The organism is Verrucomicrobiia bacterium (assembly GCA_036268055.1).
Classification (GTDB): Bacteria; Verrucomicrobiota; Verrucomicrobiia; order Limisphaerales; family Pedosphaeraceae; genus DATAUW01.
Genome location: DATAUW010000017.1, coordinates 86345 through 102802, shown reverse-complemented (window position 1 = coordinate 102802; position 16458 = coordinate 86345). Strand labels below are relative to the sequence as shown.

The 16458-nt window shown below is 56.2% G+C and carries 16 protein-coding genes and 1 pseudogene; 12 read left to right on the top strand and 5 right to left on the bottom strand.

Annotated features, from left to right (window positions below):
* Nucleotides 1-38: 38 nt before the first annotated feature.
* Nucleotides 39-1253 carry a tryptophan synthase subunit beta gene (trpB, locus tag VH413_10500; GenBank protein ID HEX3799119.1) on the top strand — a complete coding sequence of 405 codons (1215 nt, stop codon included), beginning with the start codon at nt 39-41 and terminating at the stop codon, nt 1251-1253.
* A gap of 9 nt (nt 1254-1262) precedes the next feature.
* Nucleotides 1263-1832: pseudogene (locus VH413_10495) on the top strand (Uma2 family endonuclease).
* Nucleotides 1833-1944: 112 nt separating this feature from the next.
* On the opposite strand, the gene mgtA reads toward VH413_10495, so the two are convergent.
* From mgtA to VH413_10480, 3 genes are all read right to left on the bottom strand, one after another.
* A complete protein-coding gene (gene mgtA / locus VH413_10490; GenBank protein ID HEX3799118.1) occupies nt 1945-4596 on the bottom strand; it encodes a magnesium-translocating P-type ATPase in 2652 nt (883 codons plus the stop codon).
* Nucleotides 4597-4607: 11 nt separating this feature from the next.
* Entirely contained in the window at nt 4608-4892 is a 285-nt protein-coding gene (locus tag VH413_10485; GenBank protein HEX3799117.1) for a metal-sensitive transcriptional regulator, read from the bottom strand.
* 185 nt (nt 4893-5077) lie between these two features.
* Nucleotides 5078-5365 (bottom strand): hypothetical protein, encoded by a 288-nt coding sequence (locus tag VH413_10480; protein HEX3799116.1) that lies wholly within the window; start codon nt 5363-5365, stop codon nt 5078-5080.
* 847 nt (nt 5366-6212) lie between these two features.
* Here VH413_10480 and VH413_10475 point away from each other — a divergent pair.
* The 10 genes from VH413_10475 to VH413_10430 all read left to right on the top strand — a co-directional run bounded on the left by VH413_10475 (nt 6213) and on the right by VH413_10430 (nt 15085).
* Nucleotides 6213-6926, top strand: a complete 714-nt coding sequence (locus tag VH413_10475; GenBank protein HEX3799115.1) for a hypothetical protein — start codon at nt 6213-6215, stop codon at nt 6924-6926.
* Between the two features lie 116 nt (nt 6927-7042).
* On the top strand, nt 7043-7924 hold the full coding sequence (locus VH413_10470) for a YicC/YloC family endoribonuclease (protein ID HEX3799114.1): 882 nt from the start codon (nt 7043-7045) through the stop codon (nt 7922-7924).
* A 7-nt stretch (nt 7925-7931) separates the two neighbouring features.
* Entirely contained in the window at nt 7932-8561 is a 630-nt protein-coding gene (gmk, locus tag VH413_10465; GenBank protein ID HEX3799113.1) for a guanylate kinase, read from the top strand.
* A gap of 135 nt (nt 8562-8696) precedes the next feature.
* Nucleotides 8697-9245, top strand: a complete 549-nt coding sequence (locus VH413_10460) for a flavoprotein (protein HEX3799112.1) — start codon at nt 8697-8699, stop codon at nt 9243-9245.
* An 18-nt stretch (nt 9246-9263) separates the two neighbouring features.
* Nucleotides 9264-11078: an ATP-binding protein gene (locus tag VH413_10455; GenBank protein HEX3799111.1), complete on the top strand. Its 1815-nt coding sequence runs from the start codon at nt 9264-9266 to the stop codon at nt 11076-11078.
* Complete coding sequence (locus VH413_10450) at nt 11075-12508, top strand: sigma-54 dependent transcriptional regulator (GenBank protein HEX3799110.1); 1434 nt, start codon at nt 11075-11077, stop codon at nt 12506-12508. The genes VH413_10455 and VH413_10450 overlap by 4 nt, the downstream gene beginning before the upstream one ends.
* Nucleotides 12505-12885 (top strand): hypothetical protein, encoded by a 381-nt coding sequence (locus VH413_10445; GenBank protein ID HEX3799109.1) that lies wholly within the window; start codon nt 12505-12507, stop codon nt 12883-12885. Before VH413_10450 ends, VH413_10445 begins: the two co-directional genes overlap by 4 nt.
* Nucleotides 12886-12958: 73 nt before the next feature.
* Nucleotides 12959-13828, top strand: coding sequence for a presqualene diphosphate synthase HpnD (gene hpnD, locus VH413_10440; protein ID HEX3799108.1), 870 nt, complete (start codon nt 12959-12961; stop codon nt 13826-13828).
* A complete protein-coding gene (gene hpnK, locus VH413_10435) occupies nt 13815-14648 on the top strand; it encodes a hopanoid biosynthesis-associated protein HpnK (protein ID HEX3799107.1) in 834 nt (277 codons plus the stop codon). The genes hpnD and hpnK overlap by 14 nt, the downstream gene beginning before the upstream one ends.
* Before the next feature lie 5 nt (nt 14649-14653).
* Complete coding sequence (locus VH413_10430) at nt 14654-15085, top strand: EamA family transporter (protein HEX3799106.1); 432 nt, start codon at nt 14654-14656, stop codon at nt 15083-15085.
* Here the strand turns inward: VH413_10430 and VH413_10425 are convergent.
* A complete protein-coding gene (locus tag VH413_10425; GenBank protein ID HEX3799105.1) occupies nt 15068-15715 on the bottom strand; it encodes a hypothetical protein in 648 nt (215 codons plus the stop codon). The two genes, VH413_10430 and VH413_10425, sit on opposite strands and share 18 nt — an antisense overlap.
* Nucleotides 15712-16431 carry a 3'-5' exonuclease gene (locus VH413_10420; protein ID HEX3799104.1) on the bottom strand — a complete coding sequence of 240 codons (720 nt, stop codon included), beginning with the start codon at nt 16429-16431 and terminating at the stop codon, nt 15712-15714. The genes VH413_10425 and VH413_10420 overlap by 4 nt, the downstream gene beginning before the upstream one ends.
* Nucleotides 16432-16458: the final 27 nt, after the last annotated feature.

Here is a 16458-nt window from a genome sequence, read left to right as displayed (position 1 = left end):
TACTCGCGCCTAACATGGGTTTCTGCTACATTGCCCGCATGAGTGCCATAGCCAGTTCGACAGTGCCCGACGCCCAGGGACATTTCGGTCCTTACGGCGGGCGTTACGTGCCCGAGACTTTGATGCATCCACTCCAGGAGTTGGAGCAGGAATATTTTCGCTCGCAGCATGACCCGGAATTCCAGCGCGAATTGCAATATTACCTGCGCGAATTTTGCGGACGCCCCACCCCGCTCTACTTTGCCGAACGCCTCACGCGCGAACTCGGCGGCGCGAAAATTTATCTCAAGCGCGAAGACTTGCTGCATACCGGCGCGCACAAGATCAACAACGCTATGGGCCAAATCCTTTTGGCCAAGCGCATGGGCAAAACCCGCATCATCGCCGAGACCGGCGCAGGCCAGCATGGCGTGGCCACCGCGACCGTTAGCGCCATGTTCGGCTTGAAGTGCGTCATCTACATGGGCGAAGTGGATTGCCAGCGTCAATCGCTCAATGTCTATCGCATGAAAATGCTCGGCGCGGAAGTCGTCTCAGTGAAGGCCGGGCAAAAAACTTTAAAGGAAGCCGTCAACGAAGCCATGCGCGACTGGGTTACGAATGTGCGCTCGACGCATTACATTCTCGGCACGGCGTATGGCGCGCATCCCTATCCGGTGATGGTGCGAAATTTTCAGCGCGTCATCGGCGACGAAGCACGCCGGCAAATCCTCGAACAGGAAGAGCGCTTGCCGGACTTGCTCATCGCGTGCGTCGGTGGCGGCTCGAATGCCATCGGCCTTTTCTATCCGTTCCTCGACGACGCTTCCGTTAAAATGGTTGGCGTGGAGGCGGGCGGCCTCGGTATCCAACCGGAAAAACACGCGGCCAGATTTCAAGGGGGTTCGCTCGGCGTCCTTCAAGGCACGCGCTCGTATATTTTGCAGGATGAAAACGGCCAAATCCAACTCACCCACAGCGTTTCCGCCGGCTTGGATTACGCCGCCGTCGGCCCTGAACACGCCTGGCTGCGCGATGCCAACCGCGTTGAATACACTTACGCCACCGACGCCAAAGCGCTCGAAGCTTTTCAAAAATTGGCGCGACTCGAAGGCATCATTCCCGCGCTCGAATCCTCCCACGCCGTTGCCGAAGTCATCGCGCGCGCGCCAAAGATGCGTCCCGACAATTTGATCATCGTCAACCTCTCCGGCCGCGGCGACAAAGATGTTGCCCAAGCGGCGGATAAGATTGGTTTGAAGATGCCGGAGTGATTGGCTAGGATGTTTTCTATGTTAGCGCAAACGACACATCGTTTCAGCGTGACGAATTACCACCGCATGGCGGAAATAGGCGTCTTGTCGCCAGAGGCGCGAGTCGAATTGATTGAGGGAGAAATCATTGATATGTCACCAATAGGCCAATTTCATCGCGGTATCGTTGCCAGAATGGCTCACTTGTTCATGAAGCTATCGAGTGACCGCTGGCTGGTTTGGCCTCAAAATTCGATTCGTTTGGATGAATACTCCGAACCTGAGCCGGATATTGCATTACTTTAACCTTCGCTAAACTACTATACCACCAGCGATCCCACTCCCAGCGAAGTTTTTTTGATCGTCGAAGTCGCGGATAGCTCACTCAATTTTGATCGCAGCACGAAACTTCCCTTGTATGGCCGCGCCGGCATCAATGAAGTCTGGATTATAAATCTAATCGAATCCGTCGTTGAAATTTATCGCGAACCCAATTTCACCGGCTACGGCAGCAAAACTATTTTGCGTGCTGGCGGCAAAGCCACTGTGCTGGCCTTCCCCGATGTCAGCGTGGACGTCGGCGATTTGTTGAGGCGCTAATTTCTCCCGGCCGTGACCGTCGAGTGATAGGGCCTTTCCCTTGGCGCATCATACACCGCCGCCGAGGATGGCGATTCCGCTGCTCTGCCGTTCTAACCATGATGCCCTCCGATCAGATCCACGACTTGCGCACGAGAAACGTCTTGATGACCTGAGTGAGCGCCACGTAGCAGACCAGCGTCAATGCGAGGAACGGCCAGAACTGCCACGGCAGCGGCACGAAGCCCAAGTATCTCGCCAGCGGCGAAAACGGCAGCGCCGCGCCGACGCCCATGATGGTCACGGTCGTCAAAGTGAGTTGCCAGCTCGCGCGCGATTGGATGAATGGAATCAAGTTCGTGCGGATGACGTGGACGATGAGCGTTTGCGTCATCAATGATTCCACGAACCAGCCGGTGCTGAACAGCGCGGCGGCATAAGTATGATCGGCGTCGGGTGCATGCGCAAAACGCGCGGCCAATTCCGGCGGAGCCGCGAGCGCAAGATTCCCGCACTTGAAAAAGAACCACATCAAAAAATACGTCGTGTAATCGAAGATCGAACTGATCGGCCCGATGAAAATAATGAACTTCGCGATTTCGCCCATGTGCCATGGACGCGGCTTGGCCGTGAATTGTTCGCCGACGTTGTCCGTCGGAATCGGCACCTGCGAAAAATCATAGAGCAGATTGTTCGTGAGCACCTGGATCGGTTGCATCGGCAAAAACGGCAGCCACGCGCTCGCGCCGAGCACGCTGAACATATTGCCGAAATTCGAACTGGCGCCCATGCGGATGTATTTCAAAATATTCGCGAACACCTTGCGTCCCTCGATCACGCCTTCTTCGAGCACCATCAAATTTTTTTCCAGCAGGATCATGTCCGCCGATTCCTTCGCGATGTCCACGGCGTTGTCCACTGAGAGTCCGACATCCGCCGCGCGCAACGCCGGCGCGTCATTAATGCCATCGCCCATGAAACCCACGACGTGCTTGTTCCGTTGCAACGCCTGGACAACGCGTTTTTTGTGCGCGGGCGAGAGGCGCGCGAAAACGTCCGTGGACTCAACTTCCTTCGCCAACTGTTCGTCGGTTAAATTCTCAACCTGGCTGCCGAGCAAAATCTTTTCCGCGTGAATGCCCACTTCACTGCAAACTTTTCGCGTGACCAAATCATTATCCCCCGTAAGCACTTTCACAGTGACACCGTGTTGGCGCAGCGCTTCGATGGCCTTGGACGCGCTCTCTTTCGGCGGGTCGAGAAACGCGAGATACCCCGTGAGGCACAAATCGCACTCATCGGATTTGGCAAAAGTCGTCTGGCTCGCGCCCAATTTTTTCGTCGCCACGGCGAGCACGCGAAAACCGTCTTCACTCAGCGAATTCACTTGCTCGATCAAATCGCCGACGAGGATGGGTTCCATCGGAAACATTTCATCGTCGCTCAAAAAATGCGTGCACTTGGCAAACACCGCCTCGGGGGCGCCCTTGGTGAGCAACTGCCGGTCGCCGTTCGGGCATCCGATCGCGACGGACATCATGCGGCGCGAAAAATCGAACGGGATTTCGTCCACCATTTTGTATTTCTCGATGCCATGTTCGCCGTGCAATTCCTTGTGATGAAGCACTGCGCGGTCGAGCACGTTTTTCAATCCCGTCTGGAAATGGCTGATGAGATACGCGTCGCGCAACACCGCTTCGCTCTCGTTTTTGAAAACATCGCAATGCAATTCCAGGATGACGCGGTCAATGGTGAGCGTGCCGGTCTTGTCGGTGCACAGCACGTCCATCGCGCCGAAGTTCTGGATCGAATTAAGTTTTTTGACGATGACTTTTTTCTTCGACATCGCGAGCGCGCCCTTGGAGAGGCAGACGGAAACAATCATCGGCAGCATTTCCGGCGTGAGTCCCACCGCGACGGCCATCGCGAAGAAAAAGGCGTCCCTCCAGTTATGCTTCATGATGCCGTTGATGAGAAACACCATCGGTACCATTATCAGCATGAACGTGAGCATCAGCCACACGAAGCGTTTCACGCCCTTGTCGAACGCGGTATCGGGATGCTGCCCGGCAAGGCTGCTGGCCATCTTGCCGAAATAAGTTTGCGTGCCGGTCGCCACGATGACGCCCGTCGCCGCGCCGCTCTCCACGCTCGTGCCGAGAAAGCAAAGGTTCGTGCGCTCGATATTGGAAATATTTTCGCGCGCGTCGCGGGCATCGGTTTTTTCCACCGGCAACGATTCGCCGGTGAGCGTCGCCTGGATGATGAACAAATCCTTCGCCGTCACGAGCCGCACGTCGCCGGGGATCATGTCGCCGGCGGAGAGTTTGATGATGTCGCCCGGAACGAGTTGTTGCAGCGGAATTTCCTTTTGCTTGCCGTCGCGCAAAACCGTGGCGGTGACGGTGATCATCGCCTTGAGTTTCGCCGCTGCGTTGCCTGCCTTGGTTTCCTGGATGAAACGCAGCGAAACGCCAAGGATCACCATCACCATCATCACCGTGCCGCCGGCGATGTCATCCGTGAGAAAAGAAAGCGTGGCCAGCACCGTCAGCAAAATCACCAGCGGATTGCGCACCGCCACCCACAAGCGATGCAGCCATTCGTGCTTCCGCTCCTGTGCGACTTCGTTGGGGCCAAAAACTTCCAACCGCTCCGCCGCCTCCTCTTCGCTCAAGCCTTCCACCGCCGTGCCGAGCCGTTGCAAAGTCTCGGAAACGTCCTTCATGGCCGCGTCGCGCACGAGATCCGCAGTGCGCTGGGCATTGAGATTTTCGGCTGGCATAACGGATTGGACTAAGCGACGTAGCGTTCCAGAACGGTGAGCAACGATCGCAGGCTGGCGCGCCCTTCAGTTGGGCTGGCCGCCTGTTCAATGCACGAGTGCATGTGCGATTCGAGAATTTCCTCGCTGAACGATTTCAACGCCCGCCGCGCGGCGACGACTTGCATCAGCAAATCGGAACAATCAGTGTCGGCTTCGACCATTTTTTCAATGGCTTCAATCTGCCCCTTGATTCTTCGCAGACGGACCACGAGAGCCCTCTTTTCCAATCCCGGACGGTTATGCGTGCGTTTCATAAAAATTTGAGTCTATCATCGCATCAAATGATCAGCGCATAGGGTGAGGGGGTATGCGCCGGGTTGTCAAGCGCTGCCGCATCCAGTTTTGCGCCACGTCGGATTATTTGTTTGCGCGGCGCAAACTCCAGGATTGATAAAATGCGCCGTCCGGCTAGCCTCTAAGCGTTCCATCAAGCCCCTTGTCAAAGAGCGGAACAATAGTAAAAAACGAACGCGCCATGGAAGTCATTCATCCTTGAGCTATGAAACAATGTACTTATTGCGGCCGGGAATATCCCGATGACGCGGTTGTTTGCGCCATTGATGGCTACGCGCTTCGCAACCCGGCAACTGCGCCCCTGTCTCAACCCATTGCACCATTGAATGACCGGCAGCAAATCATAGACGGCGAACATATCCGACTGCTCTCCTTTTTTCATTTTATCGTCGCCGGACTGGCGTTGGTCGGCATGGGGTTTTTGTGTTTGCACTTCCTCTTCATACGCACCTTTTTCGCAAATCCGCAACTTTGGGCTCCTTCGAGAAATGCGCCTCCGCCGATGCCGGCAAACATCATGGTCTTTCTCAATGGATTTTATCTATTTTTTGGATTTGTTCTGGCGACCGCTTGCGTCCTCAATGTGTTTGCGGGCCTGTTTCTTCGCCAAAGAAACCATCGCATTTTTTGCATGGTGGTGGCCGGGTTGAACTGTCTTCAAATTCCTTTTGGCACCGCGCTCGGGATTTTCACGCTAATGGTTTTATCCCGCAACTCCGTTCGCGAAAGCTTTCCGGACTGAGGCCGTGCTGGAAAATTGGAGACGCCGCGGTTGATGCGCCAGATGATTCACTAGCGAAAACTTGCGCGATCGCGGACTTGGTTATTCTCACGCGATGCCCGCAAACTCAACGACTCTGCTCTCCCCGCGACAATGCGGGGAGAGCCGGAGCGGTTCCGGCGTGAACCCTCGAAACGCCCTTACTTCTTTGGCTTCGCTGACGACGCCGCGGTATTCTGCTTTTTCTTTTGGTTCGCCGCGCTGGTTTTCAAGGCGTGCTGTGAGGTCTTTTTCTGATTTGCTTTGGGGGATTTATCGCCCATGATTTTTTCTTTCGCTGAATGGTTGACTCGCTCTCGGTATGTTGGTTTCCCCGCAAGCGTTACGCAAGGTAGGCGCACGCCCCGTTTACGTAAACAACCAAAGTGATGTGAGATCACAGTCCGGCAAATCGAATGCTTTTGACACGGCGCGAAATTGCGTCTTGGCTCACTTCAATATGAATCAAATCCCAGGGCTCCTCAAATGCCGCGCTGTGGCGCTATTGATAATATTTTCGATGACGTTACTTACCTTCACGGTAAACGGCCAGACCGAAGAGGCTGGCGATCGCACGCTTAAAAATTGGATTGAGCAGGGAAGAAAATTGCGCCGGGACTACGTCATCGAATCGGCGGTCATGAACGTCAAACTGGACCCGGTCGTTTCCACGAACATCCCCAGGGTCGTTGATGTTCAGGTCACCTATACGATCTTCGCACTGAATCTCACCACAAATTTTGACGAAGAATATAATAGCGTGCCGGGCGCGAATGCCGAGGTCATGCGCATTCCCGGCTCGCATCCCGAATCAGCTTACACCGAAAATGCCTATGGCCGCAAAGCCTGGAATGTCCTGATTCATGTCGCTCCGGGCGAACGCGAGACCATCGTCACCGAGGCGAAATATTTTTATAAATCCGGCGTGGCGCAAACTCGCACCATCCGCGATTTTACCAACCTTCGCTCAAATGAAGATGTTTATTGTTACCCCAACACCGAGGACGTGATCGGAGAATTGATTCTCCGAATCGAATCACCGATTCCAATTCACCCGCCCCGGGATGGCGATGCCTTGTTGGTCACTAAAAGTGGTGCTTCTTCCGATTCTGTCCAGCGTTCGACACCTTCGTTATTTGCGGCGGATAAAAACTTTTCATCATCGTCCGTAATCGTTGCGAAATGGAAAAACCTCACGCCCGGCATGGCTGTGGAATTAAAGTTGGCTAGGTAAGCAAAATTAATTTGGCCGGGCGGCAGTTCGTCCCGGCGGTTTCCGGGGATGCTTGTTTCTTTCCTCCCTAAAAAAGATTGGCTGGCGCGGGGACATTCCCCATAGTGTGCCGACGCATGAAATCCATGACAGGTTACGGGCGTGGCGAATGCGCCCGCGACGGCATCAAAATCACGGTCGAACTTAGCTCGGTTAATCGCAAGCAAAGCGAAATTTCCGTGGTCCTGCCGCGCGAACTCGAAGTGCTCGAGGCCCAGATTCGCGACCTCATCAACCGCTCCATCGCCCGTGGCCGCCTCACGGCGCGCATCGCCATTCATGCCGGTGAGAGCCGCGGCTCCAGCCATGTGCGCGTCAATATTCCGCTCGCCAAGGCTTATCTGCGCGAACTCAATCACCTCGCCAAGGATCTGAAATTGGCCGGCCCGGTCACGATTGATTTGATCGCGCGCGTTCCCGGCGTTCTGCAAACCGACGAGGAACCCGCCGACGCCGAAGATTTCTGGCCCGCAGTTGAAAAGGCCTTGCAACAGGCGCTCACCACCCTGCTCAAGATGCGTGAACGCGAAGGCGCACACCTCGCCAAAGATTTGGCCGCGCGCATCGGCATCATGCGCAAGTCCGCCGCCCAAGTGCTCAAGCAGGCGCCCGAAGTGCAGCTTCGCTATCGCGACCAGCTCATCCAGCGCATCAAAAATGCCGGCGTGGAAACGCCCGGCGTCGAGGACGAACGCCTGTTGAAAGAAGTCGTTTACTTTGCGGATCGCTCCGACATTTCCGAAGAACTGACCCGTCTTCAAAGTCATTTCCAACAGTTCGACGATTGTCTAAATTCCAAGGAACCGGTCGGCCGCACCTTGGATTTTTTGGCGCAGGAAATGAATCGCGAAATCAATACCATCGGCTCGAAGGCCAACGACAGCGTCATCTCGCGCGCCGTGGTGACGCTCAAGGCCGAGTTGGAAAAATTTCGCGAACAGGCGCAGAACGTCGAATAATTTTCGCATGTCCGAAACCACCGCACATTCCAATCCGCTGTTGATCGTCATCTCCGCGCCGTCGGGCGGCGGCAAGACCACGTTGTGCAAGCAGCTGCTCGCCGCCAATCCACAGATGGCCCGCGCCGTCACCTGCACAACGCGCCTGCCGCGCGAGACGGAACACGATGGTGTGGATTATTATTTTCTCGATGCCACGTCATTTCTCAAACGCGTTCAGGCCGGGAATTTTCTCGAGCACGCCACCGTCTTCGGCAATAGCTATGGCATCCTAAAGTCGGAAGTCCTGAGCAAGCTGCGCCAGGGTCGCGATGTTTTGCTGAACGTGGATGTGCAAGGCGCGGCGACTATCCGTGAGCGGGCGAAGGAAGACCCCGAGTTGCGGCAGGCGCTCGTGCAGGTATTTCTCACGCCGCCATCGCTGGCCATTCTCGAAGAGCGCTTGAAGCGGCGCGGGACGGATTTGCCGCAAATCATCGCCAAGCGATTGAGCGTGGCGCGGCAGGAAATCGCCCAGTGGAAAAATTTCGATTATCTCATCATCAGCACCACCATCGCCGAGGATTTGCGTCGCATGCAATCCGTCCTCGAAGCGGAAAAAATGCGCGTGGTGCGGTCGCATCCGCCAGAGATTTAATTCTCTTTTTTTCACGTATTTCTAGTGACCCCGCGTCGCTGTCTCAGTGGAATAGACACAATCCACCCCGCTTAATCTCTTTGCATAAATGCCAATTTTAGAGTAACTAAGCGTGGCAGCCGGAAATCGAAATAAATGAAAGCGACGCCAAATATTGTTCTGGGAGTGACCGGCTCGATTGCGGCTTACAAGGCGGCCGACTTGACCAGCCAACTCACCAAGCAGGAATGCGCCGTCCACGTCGTCATGACCGCCGATGCCCAGCGTTTCATCACGCCGCTCGCTTTCAAAACTTTATCGCGCCATCCGGTCGTGACCGATTTGTATGACGAAGAGGAAGGCTGGAAACCCACGCACATCAAACTCGCCGATGAAGCCGACTTGATGCTCATCGCGCCCGCCACGGCGAATGCGCTCGCCAAACTCGCCCACGGCATCGCTGATGACGCGCTCTCGTGCATCGCGCTCGCCCTGAATCCCAAGGCAAAACTTTTGATCGCGCCCGCCATGAACGGCAAGATGTGGCTGCATCCCGCGACCCAGCAAAATGTGGTCACGCTCAAATCGCGCGGCGCGCAATTCATCGGCCCCGAAGAGGGAATGCTTTCGTGCGGCTACGAAGGCATCGGGCGACTGTGGCCGGTTACAGACATCGCCCAACGCGCGCTTGAATTGGTGAGATAGATTTTTGACGGCTCCGCTATGAATCCCATCCGCTGGCAAAAGCCAAAATGGTTGCCCCGGTTTTTGGCGATGCCCGTTCCCGAGCCCGCGCAGCAGGCCTCGCGCATCCTCTCGATGCAGCGCAACATCATCCTGCCCGCGCGCATCATCGTCAGCATCATCGTTTTTTATTATGTGTTCTACGGGCCTGGTTTGCTCGTCGAATCGCCCACCTGGGAAATCGTCGGTGAAACCGTCCGGCGCTTTTTCATCTTTTACATCATCTTCACGACCATCGCCGCGGCCGCGCTGTTGCTGCGGCGGTTTCCTCCGCGACTGGTGCAGTGGGTGGTCTTCGCCGTGGGATTGGTGGATGGGATTTTGCTCGCGGGATTGACGCTGGAGACAAACGGTTTTGAAAGCACACTGTTCTGGGTTTTCCCTGGCCTGATCGTTGTCAACGCCCTCAGTATTCCCCTCGCCACGCCGCAAATCGTCCTCAACCTTTCCTTGAGCGGGCTTTATCTCGCGGCGGGGTTGCTCTACATCACAGTCACCGAAAGTCCCGGGACTATTTATACCACGCCCGCGCTGAAACATTATATCGGCCCGGCGAAATTCGGCACCAGCGATATTCTCGACCTGAAATCCCTGGCCGCCAAATTGAAACAACCCACCAGAGATGATGGCGTGTCCCAATTCCTCGACCGGCAGCTCTCCCCAGAAACCTTGAACCTGCTTGCCGGTTATAACGGCGGCACGAATGTCATGCTCCAGCAATCGCTGGTGGATGACCTCAATCGCATCGTCGGCGGCGGCCCGATTTATAACCCCGAACGATTTGCCGGCGTCAAACTTTCGTCGGAGTCAATCAAATGGCTGGCGCAATCGCCGCAGGACACGGAACAGTTGCGGCTCAATCGCAAACTATTGCAGGACGCCTATCCGCACGAAATTTCCACCAAGAAACAATTCATGCTGTCCGAAGAAAGGAAATCGCTCGCCAACGAATCCATCCTCGAAGGCATGGTGGTTGAAGGCGGCACCGAGTCCTTCATCCTGCGGCTGATCATTCTCTGGCTGATGACGGCCTCGTGTTATGGCGTGCAGTTGCTTTTGTTTCGCGAGCGGGTTTCCGAGGAGGAGGAACGCAAATCAGCCGCGCGCAACGATGAACTCAAAGCCGCGGGTCGCCTCGCCGCCGAGATTGCCCACCAACTCAAGAATCCCCTCGGCATCATCAACAACGCCGTCTTTTCCCTGCAACGCGGGTTGAAGGAAGGCAAAAAAGATTTCACCCAGCAGATCACCATCATCCGCGAGGAGATCGAACGCTCCGATCGCATTCTCACGCAGCTTATGGGTTACGCGCAGTTGAGCGAAGGGCGCGTCGAGAAATTAAATATCGCCGAAGAATTGGACCGCGCCGTGGCCGATGTTTTCCCACCCGGAACCAGCTACGACACTCAGGTTCATCGTGATTATGGCGGCAGCTTGCCGGCTTTGCTCATGCAGCGAACCCATTTGTCCGTCGTCCTCGTCAATCTCCTGCAAAATGCCCGCGAAGCTTTGAACGGGCGCGGAAACATCGAAGTCCATGCGCATTATGGCGATAATAATACCCTGCACATCGTCATCGGCGACGATGGTCCGGGCATTCCCTTCAACAAGCTTGATAAAATTTTTGAAGCCTACGTCACCACCAAGGAAAAAGGCACCGGTCTTGGCCTCGCCATCGTGAAGCACAACGTCGAACTGTATGGGGGCGCCGTGCGGGCTGAATCTGAGCTTGGAAAGGGCGCGCGATTCATATTATTATTTCCGGCGAAAACTTTTATCGTGCCCGGTCCATGAGTGCCTCGATGCCGCCAGTGCTGGTTGTTGATGACGAGAAGAACATGCGTCTCTCGTTGACGACGGTCCTTGCCGACGAGGGCTACAGTGTCCGGTCGGCGGAATCCGCCGAAGAGGCGCTGGTGATGCTGGGGCAGGAGGAGTTTTTCATGGTCATCACCGATGCGCGCCTCGGCGGCATGAGCGGCTATGAATTGCTCAGCAAGGTTCACGCGCGCTGGCCGCAGTTGCCGATCCTGATGATCACGGCCTATGCCACGCCGAAACTTGCGGTCGAAGCCATCAAAAACGGCGCGTTCGATTATCTCGCCAAACCTTTCGCACCCGAGGAATTGCTGCACGCGGTCGAACGCTGTTCCGAACGGCATCGCCTGTTGCATCAAAACGCCGCGTTGCGCGCGCGCGCTAATGAAACGTATCAGCTCGAACAGATTGTCGGCGATTCGCCGAGCGTGCGTGAAATGCGGCAGATGATCCAAACGGTTTCGCCGACGGACGCCCGCGTGTTGATCCTTGGCGAAAGCGGCACCGGCAAGGAACTCGTCGCCGGCGCGCTGCATTGCCTGAGCCAGCGCCGCCAGGCCAGTTACGTGCGAATCAACTGCGCGGCCATCCCCGAAACCTTGCTCGAAAGTGAATTGTTCGGCCACGAGAAGGGCGCTTTCACCGGCGCGTTGAAACAGAAAATGGGCCGCGTCGAAGAAGCCGATGGCGGCAGCATTTTTCTCGACGAAATCGCGGACATGAGTCGTCCGCTGCAAGCGAAGCTGCTGCGCTTTCTCGAAGACGGCACTTTCACCCGAGTGGGTGGAACTCAGGAATTGCGCGTGGACGTGCGGCTCATCGCGGCCACCAATCGTGATATTATTGAAGCCATTCGCGAAAATGAATTCCGCGAGGATTTATTCCACCGCCTCAACGTCGTGCAATTCCGCCTGCCGCCGTTGCGCGAACGCCATCAGGACGTGCTCCTGCTCGCGAACCATTTCCTTAAGCACTTCGCTCCGAGCATCAAAAAGCCCGCGCGAAAGTTTTCCCGCGCGGCGCAGCAAAAATTATTGTCGCATCATTGGCCCGGCAACGTGCGCGAACTGCGCAACGTCATCGAACGCGCGCTGATCCTCGAGACGACCGACGAAATCCAGCCCGGCAACCTGCCGGATTTCCAGATCGAAACCGGCTTGCGCAAAGCCACGACCGCGCACAAGGCCGTGCCCGGCCAGTCGCTCGACGAGATGATGGCGAATTTCGAGCGCGACCTCGTTACTTCGGTGCTCGAACAAAACCATTTCAGCCTCACTCGCACCGCGGAACAATTGAAAATCAGCCGCCATGCGCTACGTTACCGCATGCAACGCCTGAATATCACCGCCGATGCGGAGGGTGAAGAAGAACCGGCGGCTGCCGGATCAAAGGAAGAACCGTCATGAATAAATTTGTCGTAATGCTCGCCGAAATGGATGACCTGCTGGGAGGAGGCCCAAAACCGGGAGGTGCCGGTTCCAGCATGTACGAGGTGCTGATCATGGCCGGCGGATTATTTGTGGCGATTTTGATCGGCACTTTGTGGGCCGTCTATTATTCCAAGAAGAAGAAAAACAACCGCCCGCCGCGCCCGCGCCACAACAAAAGCAAGGACCGCCCGTTGCAATTTCGCGATCCGAACGAACCCCCGCCGGAAGACTCGGAGCGGCGAAAATATCGCAAACAACGCCGCCCGCATCGCCCCATGAACCCCACCCTCGCGGAAACGCGCGGCCTGCCGCCGATGCGCGATAAGGACACGCCGTTGCCGCCCATGCCATGACGCTCACCCACAGCCACGCGCCTCAAATTTTTTCCGGGAAGAACCATTCATTCCGGCGGTAAACTCATTGCCCATGCAAGACAGCCGGACGATCACGCGAAAAAGCGCTTCCAATTTGGCGCTGGCTTTTGTCCTGCTCCCCCGGGAAAAGCGCGACGGCATGTCCGCGCTCTACGCTTTTTGCCGCGAGGTGGATGATGTCGCCGACGACGAATCCGTGCCCACCGAAAAACGCCGCGCCGATCTCGCTGCCTGGCGCGAGGACATCCGCCGCGCCTGCACCGGCGAAGCACCGGAATTTTCCGTCAACCGCGAGTTGCAGCCGTTCATCCAGCGCCATCATTTGCGCTACGAACTGTTTGACGAACTGATCAAGGGCGTCGAGATGGATCTCGACATCAAGCGCTATGCCGGTTACGCCGAACTGGAGGAATATTGCTACCGAGTGGCGTCGGTGGTCGGGCTGTTGAGCATCGAGATTTTCGGCTACAGCAACCCCGCCTGCCGCGATTACGCCATCTATCTCGGCAAGGCGCTCCAACTCACGAATATTTTGCGCGATGTGCGCACCGACGCCGAACGCGGCCGGATTTATTTGCCCATGTCGGAGTTGAATCGTTGCGGTGTGACGCCGGAGGAAATTCTGCGCGGCGAATATTCTCCGCGCTTTCGCGAGGTCGCGGCCAGTGTGGATGAGCGTGCCCGCCATTTTTATTTGCAGGCGCGCCTCACGTTGCCCCCGGCGGATCGCCGCTCGATGGTCGCCGCTGAACTCATGGGATCGGTATATTGGCGGCTGCTGCGGAAATTGGAGCGCAGCGAATTCGATGTCTTCGGCCCCAAGCCCACGCGGTTGAACAAAGGCCAGAAAATTTTGTTGATTCTGCGCACCGGCTTGCGCATCGCGTCCGGCGCCATGACTCCCAACTATGGCACGCCCTGAGACTGTCCGCCGTCTCATCGTCAACGCCGACGATTTTGGCGCTTCCGAGAGCATCAACCAGGCGGTCATTCGTGCGCATCGCGACGGCATCCTCACCACCGCGAGTTTGATGGTGAACGAACCCGCATTCACCGACGCAGTCGCGCTGGCGCGTGAAAATCCGCGCCTTGGCGTCGGACTGCATCTCACGCTCTCCCACGGCCACTCGGCCCTGGCGCATGAAAAAATTCCCGGCCTCGTCAATGCGCGCGGAGAATTCAGCCATGATCCTGTAGCCACCGGCATGCGCTATTTTATGAAGCGAAATCTCCGCGAACAGTTGCGTGCGGAGATCCGGGCGCAATTTGAAAAATTTCGCGCCACGGGCTTGGCGTTCGATCACGTCAACGGCCACCTGCATTTTCATTTACATCCCACCGTGTTTCCACGGGTCATGAAATTCGCGGATGAATTTAAAATCCAACGAGTGCGCCTGACGCGCGATCCGTTTTGGCTGAACGCGCGGATTGCCTCCGGGCAATGGTTTTATCGCGCGAGCCACGCCTTCATTTATTTGTGCCTCTCGGCGAAAGCCCGCGGCGCGTTGTCACGGCGAAACCTCCGCCACACCGATCGTGTTTTCGGTTTGCTGCAAAACGCGCGCGTGGACGAAGCCTACATCGCGGCCCTCCTGCCGCAGTTGCCGCCGGGCGATTCCGAGCTTTACTCGCATCCTTCGCTCGACGAATTTAAGCATGAGTTTGACGCCCTGGTTAGTGAGCGCGTGAAAGAAACCGTGCAGCGCGAAAATATCCAACTCATTCGTTACCAGGATTTGTAAATCGTATGACTAAACTGCTGATCATTTTAATTGTGGGCCTTTTTTGCGAGGCTGTGGGCGTCGTGTATCTCAAAAAAGGCCTCACCGAAATTGGCACAGTCAAAAAAATCAGCGTCAGCGAAGTCTTGCGCGTCATCAAGACCGGCGCGGCCAATCAGCGCATCTGGCTTGGGCTGGCGTTCGAGACAGCTTTCTTCGTCGCCCTGTTGATCATGATGTCCAAGGGTTCGGTAAGCTTTGTCTGGCCGCTGACTTCGTTGAGTTTTGTCTTCACCACGTTTGCGGCGAAGATTTATCTGCACGAACCGGTTTCACCGTTGCGCTGGAGCGGCGTGATGTTGATCATGCTCGGCGCGGGACTCATCAGTTACTCGGAAAAATTGCTGGAACAAAAACCAATGGCCGCGCCGGTCACTCAATCAGAATCCGCGCAGTGATTTTTCAAGAGCTTCACCCAAACGCTGCGAGGCGGCCAGCGTCTGCTTTTGAAAACGCATCAGTTCAGGAATCTTCGCGGGCTGGCTGGCGATACGCAGCGCAAGCTTGACGAAATTGATCCGGTATTTCGCCGTCATCAACTCGTTAAAATCCAACGGAAGATTTTCCTGGGCGGCATCGGAGATCACCCGCACCGTAGCGCTGGGAATTTTATGTTCGCGGCACACTTCACGAATCACCGCCGATTCCATCTCCACCGCATCCGCGCCGGTCAACTGCCAGAGCACTTGTTTTTCGGAGGCGTTCACCGCCACGCAATCGGCGCAATGAAATTTTACCGGTATCGCATCGGCCGCCAAAAGTTTTGTTCCAAGAGTTGATTCAAGTTCGCTGTCGGTGTCGAAGACGATCGTTCCATTCGCAAGCTCAGGATTTAAACCTCCCGCATACCCCGCCGTGATGACCAGCCTCGGATGCAATGCGGCGATAGCCTTGCGAATGCCGTCGGTGGCATTCTGCCCGCCCATGCCGGTGATTCTTTTCTCACAACCGCCGCGCGTGGTTGGCGCAGAAAAATATTTCGCCTCTTCCTTGAGAGCGAAGCATACGAGAATCGGCGCGTCTTTCATTTGATCCCCGCGAGACGTTCTTTCCAAAGTTGGTAAAGCAGCACCGTCGCCTGCACGTCGCGCAAACAGTATTCGGCAATTTCGCGATATTGCCCGGCGGCCAGCATGTCATTGACGTCAAGCCCGCTCACCCCGTGACTTTTGGGCGATTCGATGCCAAATGCCTTGCAATAAAAATCCAGGTTGAAACGGCGACCCGCGCCTTCGCGCCCGCTGACGCCGTAAAAAGTCAGTTGCTCCGCAAGATCACAGTGCGGCTCAGTTTGATAGCGATAGCCCAGCCAGTTCTTTTTTGAGATCGGCACATTCAACAACGCCGACCGCAAATAGAGAAACGGCACGTCGAATCCGCGCCCGTTGAAGGTGACGATGGCATCGTAATGCTGCGCCACATCCCAGAATGCCGTGAGCATTTCCACTTCATCGGCGCAGGGAACAAATTCCACCGGCCCCGCTTCGGCAGTTTCCTCGTCGTAATCTTCGGCGGTAAAGAGCACCTGCCCGCGAACCGTATCGGCATTGAGCATGGCAATGCAGACGATTTGCGCGGTGAAGGGCCAAAGGTTGAATTGCTGGCGGATTTCGGCGCGGCGTGTCTCGCGCGCGGTGTCATCGGGAATTTTTTGAAGCTCTCGAAAGAGATATTCCTGTTGCGCCTCGTCGAAGTTTTCGAGCGGCAGCGAGGAGGTTTCAATGTCAAAAACCAAAGTGGCCATGGGACAAAGAAGGGGGGAACATGGATC